This window comes from Mesorhizobium sp. M4A.F.Ca.ET.020.02.1.1 (genome assembly GCF_004022645.1).
Classification (GTDB): domain Bacteria; phylum Pseudomonadota; class Alphaproteobacteria; order Rhizobiales; family Rhizobiaceae; genus Mesorhizobium.
Genome location: NZ_RZOI01000479.1, coordinates 1 through 4,824, shown reverse-complemented (window position 1 = coordinate 4,824; position 4,824 = coordinate 1). Strand labels below are relative to the sequence as shown.

Genomic DNA, 4,824 nt, shown 5'->3' with positions numbered 1-4,824 from the left:
TCGCTCGACGCCACCGATCGACCATGGGCCGCCAACGCAGGCGTTATGTTCGGGCGGCTCGCTGCGGAACGCGGCGTCGTCGTCGTCAACGATCCGGACGGTCTGGCGCAGGCACAAAGCAAGCTCTACCTGCAGACCTTCCCCGAGGCAGTTCGGCCGGCGACCCTGATATCGCGCAGCATTGTCGAGATCCGCGCGTTTATCGACAAGAACGCAAAGGGCTGCATCGTCAAGCCACTCCAGGGATCGGGTGGCAAGAACGTCTTCCATATCGCAACGCCTGCTGATTCCAACCTGAACCAGATTTTCGAGGCGGCCAGCGGTGACGGCTATCTCATCGCCCAGGTCTACATCCCGGAGGCCAAGGCCGGTGACGTGCGTCTCTTCCTGATGAACGGCCTGCCACTGATGCGCGATGGCAATTATGCAGCCTTTCGCCGCGTCCCCGCCAAGGGCGATGTTCGCTCCAACATCCACGCCGCCGGAACCGCCCGCAAGGTCAAGGTGACGGACACGATGTTGCGCATTGCCGAGATGGTACGCCCCAAATTGGTGAGCGACGGCATGTTTCTGGTTGGGCTCGACATAGCCGGCGACAAACTTCTCGAGATCAATGTGTTCACGCCAGGCGGGCTGTCGCGGCTCGCGGACATGTACAAGACTGATTTTGCCACACATGTCATCGTTGCGCTGGAAGAGAAGCTGACCGTGCGCCGGGCCTACGGAAAGACCATGCCGAATTCGCGGCTGGCGACCCTTTGATGAACGCAGGGCAAGCCGGCCATAAGATCGGCGATAGGGCAAGCAGCGGCTGGCTTTAGCGAGGAGACTGACCAGCTCGCAGCGCTGTCTTGTGGCATGCGCCCCGACAGAGCAATTCCAGGAAAAAGTGTGAAACGGCTTTCCGTCCGGAATTGCGTCAAAACAAAGAGATAGAGCGGTTCAGCGTTTCCGCGAACAATGAAAGCACCAGCGATTCCCAACCGGTGGCCGTCTCATCCCTGCATCCGGTTGCCAGCATGGACCAAGCCTTCAGGGTACAAATATCAGAAACACGTACGTAAGAAACACCACGACATGAACCATGCCCGTCAGGAATGTCGTTCTTTCGGTGCTGAAGCTCACGTTGCAAACGAAAAGCGCCAAAACCATAAGGACTGCGTCAGCCGCCGGCAGCCCCAGGGTCAAGCCTCGTCCCGTCAGCAGGCTGGCGGCGGCGACCGCCGGTATCGTGAGACCAATCGTGGCGCAAGCCGAACCCAACGCGACGTTCAAGCCGCGCTGCAGTTCGTTGCTGAGTGAAGCGCGAACCGCCGAAATGGCCTCCGGCATCAAGACCAGCCCCGCGATCAGCGCCCCCACGATGCTGTCCGCCTGGGTCACCTGATAGGCAACGAGCGCATCTTCGACACTCGCGGCGACCTGTTCAGCGAGCATGACAATGCCGATCAACCCGATGAACAGGAGCACGGCGCTGGCGTAGATGCCTTCGTGAGGGGCGCTTGCGATCAAGACGTCGCGCGCCTGTCCTTCGATGAAATCGTCGCGGTGCCGGACTGTCTGCGCGAACACGAAAGCCGCGTAAAGCAGAACCGAAAGCACACTGACAAAGCCAAGCTGGGCGGCCGAGAACGTGCCGGGATCGGTGGTCCGGGTGTAGGTCGGCAGGATGAGCGTCATCACCGTCAGCGCGATCAGGACCGCCAGGTAGGCGCTGGTCCCCTGTCGAACGATTGCCTGCTTGCGGTGACGCCAGCCGCCAAGCACGAGGCACAGGCCAACAACGCCGGTGCATGTGATCATCACAGTCGAGAAGACGGACTCGCGGGCAAGCGTCGGGTTGTTCTCGCCATGCAGCATCATGGAAACGATGATCGACACCTCGATCGCCGTCACGGCAAAGGTCAGCACCAGCGTGCCGTATGGCTCGCCCACCCGCCGAGCCACCGCCTCGGCATGCTCGAGCACGATGAAAATGGTGATGAACATGATCGCGCTCGAAAGCGCTCCGATTAGGATCCTGACGCTCGGCGAACCTGCGTCCACCGACATCCCGCTGGCTCTGACCGCGACGGCCATCGCCAGGGCGACCAAGGGCATCGCATAGGACGTCACCGATCGGCCGAAACCTGTCATCCGAGCCCCCGAACGCCGCGCGTTTCTGCGAACTTAGCGGAAAAGGGCGGCGGGGGCACCTCTCACAGGCATCTTTGCCTGCCAAGCGCACCATTCAAAACACGATTGAGGCCAGGGCACCGTTTTGCGCATCGAATGTCTCGATGGCCTTGCGAACCGCCCCACAAAATCGTTCCAGAAGTTCCAACTCGTTCCCCAGTCGACGGCGCAACGACAAGGGCACTTCCAGCTGTGCTCCTTTCCCCGTCAAGCCTCGGTTGACGATGCAAATCCTGGATACCTGGAAAGGGATGGTTGTCCTTTTGCGTCTGGAAGTCGGCGTCCTGCAGACGCCAGGCTATCTCCGAAACCAACGCGGCGTCCTTGCCGCCGAGGTAGACTGTCGAGGGATCGTCCCGATCCCGACGACCGTGGATAGCGACGACCGTGGACTTGGTCCGCAACAGTTCCAGCGCGGTTGCCTCGTCAAAGTTTCTGGATGTTATGTGCAGCTCTCGGTTGCTTTCCGGCATGAGCCCTTCAAAGCAATACATATCGAGATCGCGCCCGGCTATCGTCTCGGTGATCAGGGAGGTGCGGGGCTCGATCTTGCCGCCATGCGGGGCCATGACGATCGCACTGCCGGTTCGCCCTCCGCGCCGGACGACTATGCGAAAATCTATGTTTTCGGTTTTGGCAGCCTTCAGCGCCGCGAAATTCGGAAACTCGTTGTCCATAAATGCCGTTTCACGCCGTCTTCTGCACCACCAAACCCAGTTCTTCGATCATCGCGTCGCGCATCAGGAATTTCTGCGGCTTGCCGGTGACCGTCATCGGCAGTTCGGTGCGGAAGCGGATATAGCGAGGCACCTTGTAGTGCGCGATCTGGCCGGCGCAGAAGGCCTTGATCTCCTGCTCCGTGGCAACCTGGCCGGGTTTCAGCACGACCCAGGCGCATAGCTCCTCGCCATATTTGTCGTCCGGGACGCCGAAGACCTGCACTTCCTTGATCTTGGGATGGCGGTAGAGGAACTCCTCGACCTCGCGCGGATAGACGTTCTCGCCGCCGCGGATGACCATGTCCTTGACCCGGCCGACGATGTTGCAATAGCCCTCGACGTCTATCGTCGCTAGGTCGCCAGTGTGCATCCAGCCGTCGGCGTCGATCGCCTCGCGGGTCTTCTCGGCGTCTTCCCAGTAGCCCTTCATCACCGAATAGCCGCGCGTACAGAGCTCACCCGGCGCGCCAACCGCGACGGTAGCGCCATCGGCGTCGATGGCCTTGACTTCGACATGGGGATGGATGCGCCCGACGGTGGAGACGCGCTTTTCCAGCGGATCGTGGACGCCGCTCTGGAACGACACAGGGCTGGTCTCGGTCATGCCGTAGGCGATGGTCACCTCAGACATATGCATCAGCGACACCACCTTCTTCATCACCTCGATCGGGCATGGCGAGCCGGCCATGATGCCAGTGCGCAGACTGGAAAGATCGAAGCTCGAAAAATCGGCATGGTCGAGCATGGCGACGAACATGGTCGGCACGCCATAGATGCCGGTGCAGCGCTCCTGCGCCACGGCCTTCAGCGTCGCGCCGGCATCGAAGCCCTCGCCCGGAAACACCATGGTGGCGCCCTTGGTGACGCAGCCCATCGTGCCCATCGACATGCCGAAGCAGTGGTAGAGCGGCACGGGGATGCAAAGCCGGTCGTCGACGGTGAGCTTGATCGCCGCGGTGACGAAATTGCCGTTGTTGACGATGTTCAAATGGGTGAGCGTCGCACCCTTCGGCGCACCGGTCGTGCCGCTCGTGAACTGGATGTTGATGGCCTCATTCGGTTTCAGCCGCTCGGAGATGCGGTCGAGGCTGTCATGCTCGTCACGCCCGGCCATGGCCAGCACGTCGCCGAAATTGAACATGCCGGGCGAATTGTCCTCGCCCATGCGGATGACGATCTTCAGCGCCGGCAGCTTCTTCGCGTTGAGCTTACCTGGCGTCGCGGTGGCGATCTCCGGCGCCAGTGTCTCGATCATGCCGAGATAGTCGGACGTCTTGAAGCTGGCGGCCGTGACCAGCGCCGTGCAGCCGACCTTGTTGAGGGCATATTCCAGCTCGGTCAGCCGGTAGGCCGGGTTGATGTTGACCAGGATCAGGCCGATGCGCGCGGTGGCGAATTGCGTCACCAGCCATTCCCAGCGGTTGGGCGACCAGATGCCGACGCGGTCGCCCTTTTCCAGCCCGAGCGCCAGGAAGCCGGCGGCGAGCGCATCCACCGTGTCCGACAGCTCGCTCCAGGTGAAGCGCTTGTCCTGGCCGACGAAGACTGCGGCGTCGAGCGTGGCGTATTTCGCGACCGTGTCGGAGAACAGTTCCGGGATGGTCTTGTCGAGCAAGGGCACCGAGTTGTCGCCCGAGACGTGCGCCTTGCCACCGACCGGGGCAATGAAGGTGCCGCTCGCGCTTCGCCCGCGCAGATTGGTGGCGTTCATGAGCTCGTCGAGTTTGATCGCCATCGCCGTCTCCTCCCGGGATAGACCGAGCCTATCAGTCCGCCGGGGCAGAGGAAATCCCACCAATGTCCCCCTTGAGGGGAGGGTGGACAGCCGCCGACGGCGGATGGACGTGAGGGGGCCTGCTCGAAGTGAGACGACCCCACCCGCCTCGCTTGGCGAGGCACCCTCCCCTCAAGGGGGAGGAAGGGCGCTCAT

Annotated in this window: 5 protein-coding genes; 2 read left to right on the top strand and 3 right to left on the bottom strand. The window is 61.9% G+C overall.

Annotated features, from left to right (window positions below):
* On the top strand, window positions 1-762 hold a 762-nt coding region (locus EN742_RS24640), incomplete at its 5' end, for a glutathione synthase (protein ID WP_128333390.1).
* A 270-nt stretch (window positions 763-1,032) separates the two neighbouring features.
* Here the strand turns inward: EN742_RS24640 and EN742_RS24635 are convergent.
* Window positions 1,033-1,989 carry a calcium:proton antiporter gene (locus tag EN742_RS24635; RefSeq protein WP_245455624.1) on the bottom strand — a complete coding sequence of 319 codons (957 nt, stop codon included), beginning with the start codon at window positions 1,987-1,989 and terminating at the stop codon, window positions 1,033-1,035.
* Here EN742_RS24635 and EN742_RS40080 point away from each other — a divergent pair.
* Window positions 1,982-2,107, top strand: a complete 126-nt coding sequence (locus EN742_RS40080) for a hypothetical protein (RefSeq protein ID WP_281033066.1) — start codon at window positions 1,982-1,984, stop codon at window positions 2,105-2,107. The two genes, EN742_RS24635 and EN742_RS40080, sit on opposite strands and share 8 nt — an antisense overlap.
* Before the next feature lie 91 nt (window positions 2,108-2,198).
* On the opposite strand, the gene EN742_RS24630 is transcribed toward EN742_RS40080, so the two are convergent.
* Window positions 2,199-2,852 (bottom strand): poly-gamma-glutamate hydrolase family protein, encoded by a 654-nt coding sequence (locus tag EN742_RS24630; RefSeq protein WP_126056395.1) that lies wholly within the window; start codon window positions 2,850-2,852, stop codon window positions 2,199-2,201.
* A gap of 10 nt (window positions 2,853-2,862) precedes the next feature.
* The gene (locus EN742_RS24625; protein ID WP_126056396.1) at window positions 2,863-4,629 is read right to left on the bottom strand and encodes an AMP-binding protein; all 1,767 of its coding nucleotides are present in this window, start codon (window positions 4,627-4,629) and stop codon (window positions 2,863-2,865) included.
* Window positions 4,630-4,824 lie beyond the last annotated feature (195 nt).

Bases quoted from the DNA above. Each gene is read 5' to 3' on its own strand.
- EN742_RS40080 (WP_281033066.1), top strand. From the start codon at position 1,982: ATGAACATGATCGCGCTCGAAAGCGCTCCGATTAGGATCCTGACGCTC.
- EN742_RS24635 (WP_245455624.1), bottom strand. From the start codon at position 1,989: ATGTTCATCACCATTTTCATCGTGCTCGAGCATGCCGAGGCGGTGGCT.
- EN742_RS24630 (WP_126056395.1), bottom strand. From the start codon at position 2,852: ATGGACAACGAGTTTCCGAATTTCGCGGCGCTGAAGGCTGCCAAAACC.
- EN742_RS24625 (WP_126056396.1), bottom strand. From the start codon at position 4,629: ATGGCGATCAAACTCGACGAGCTCATGAACGCCACCAATCTGCGCGGG.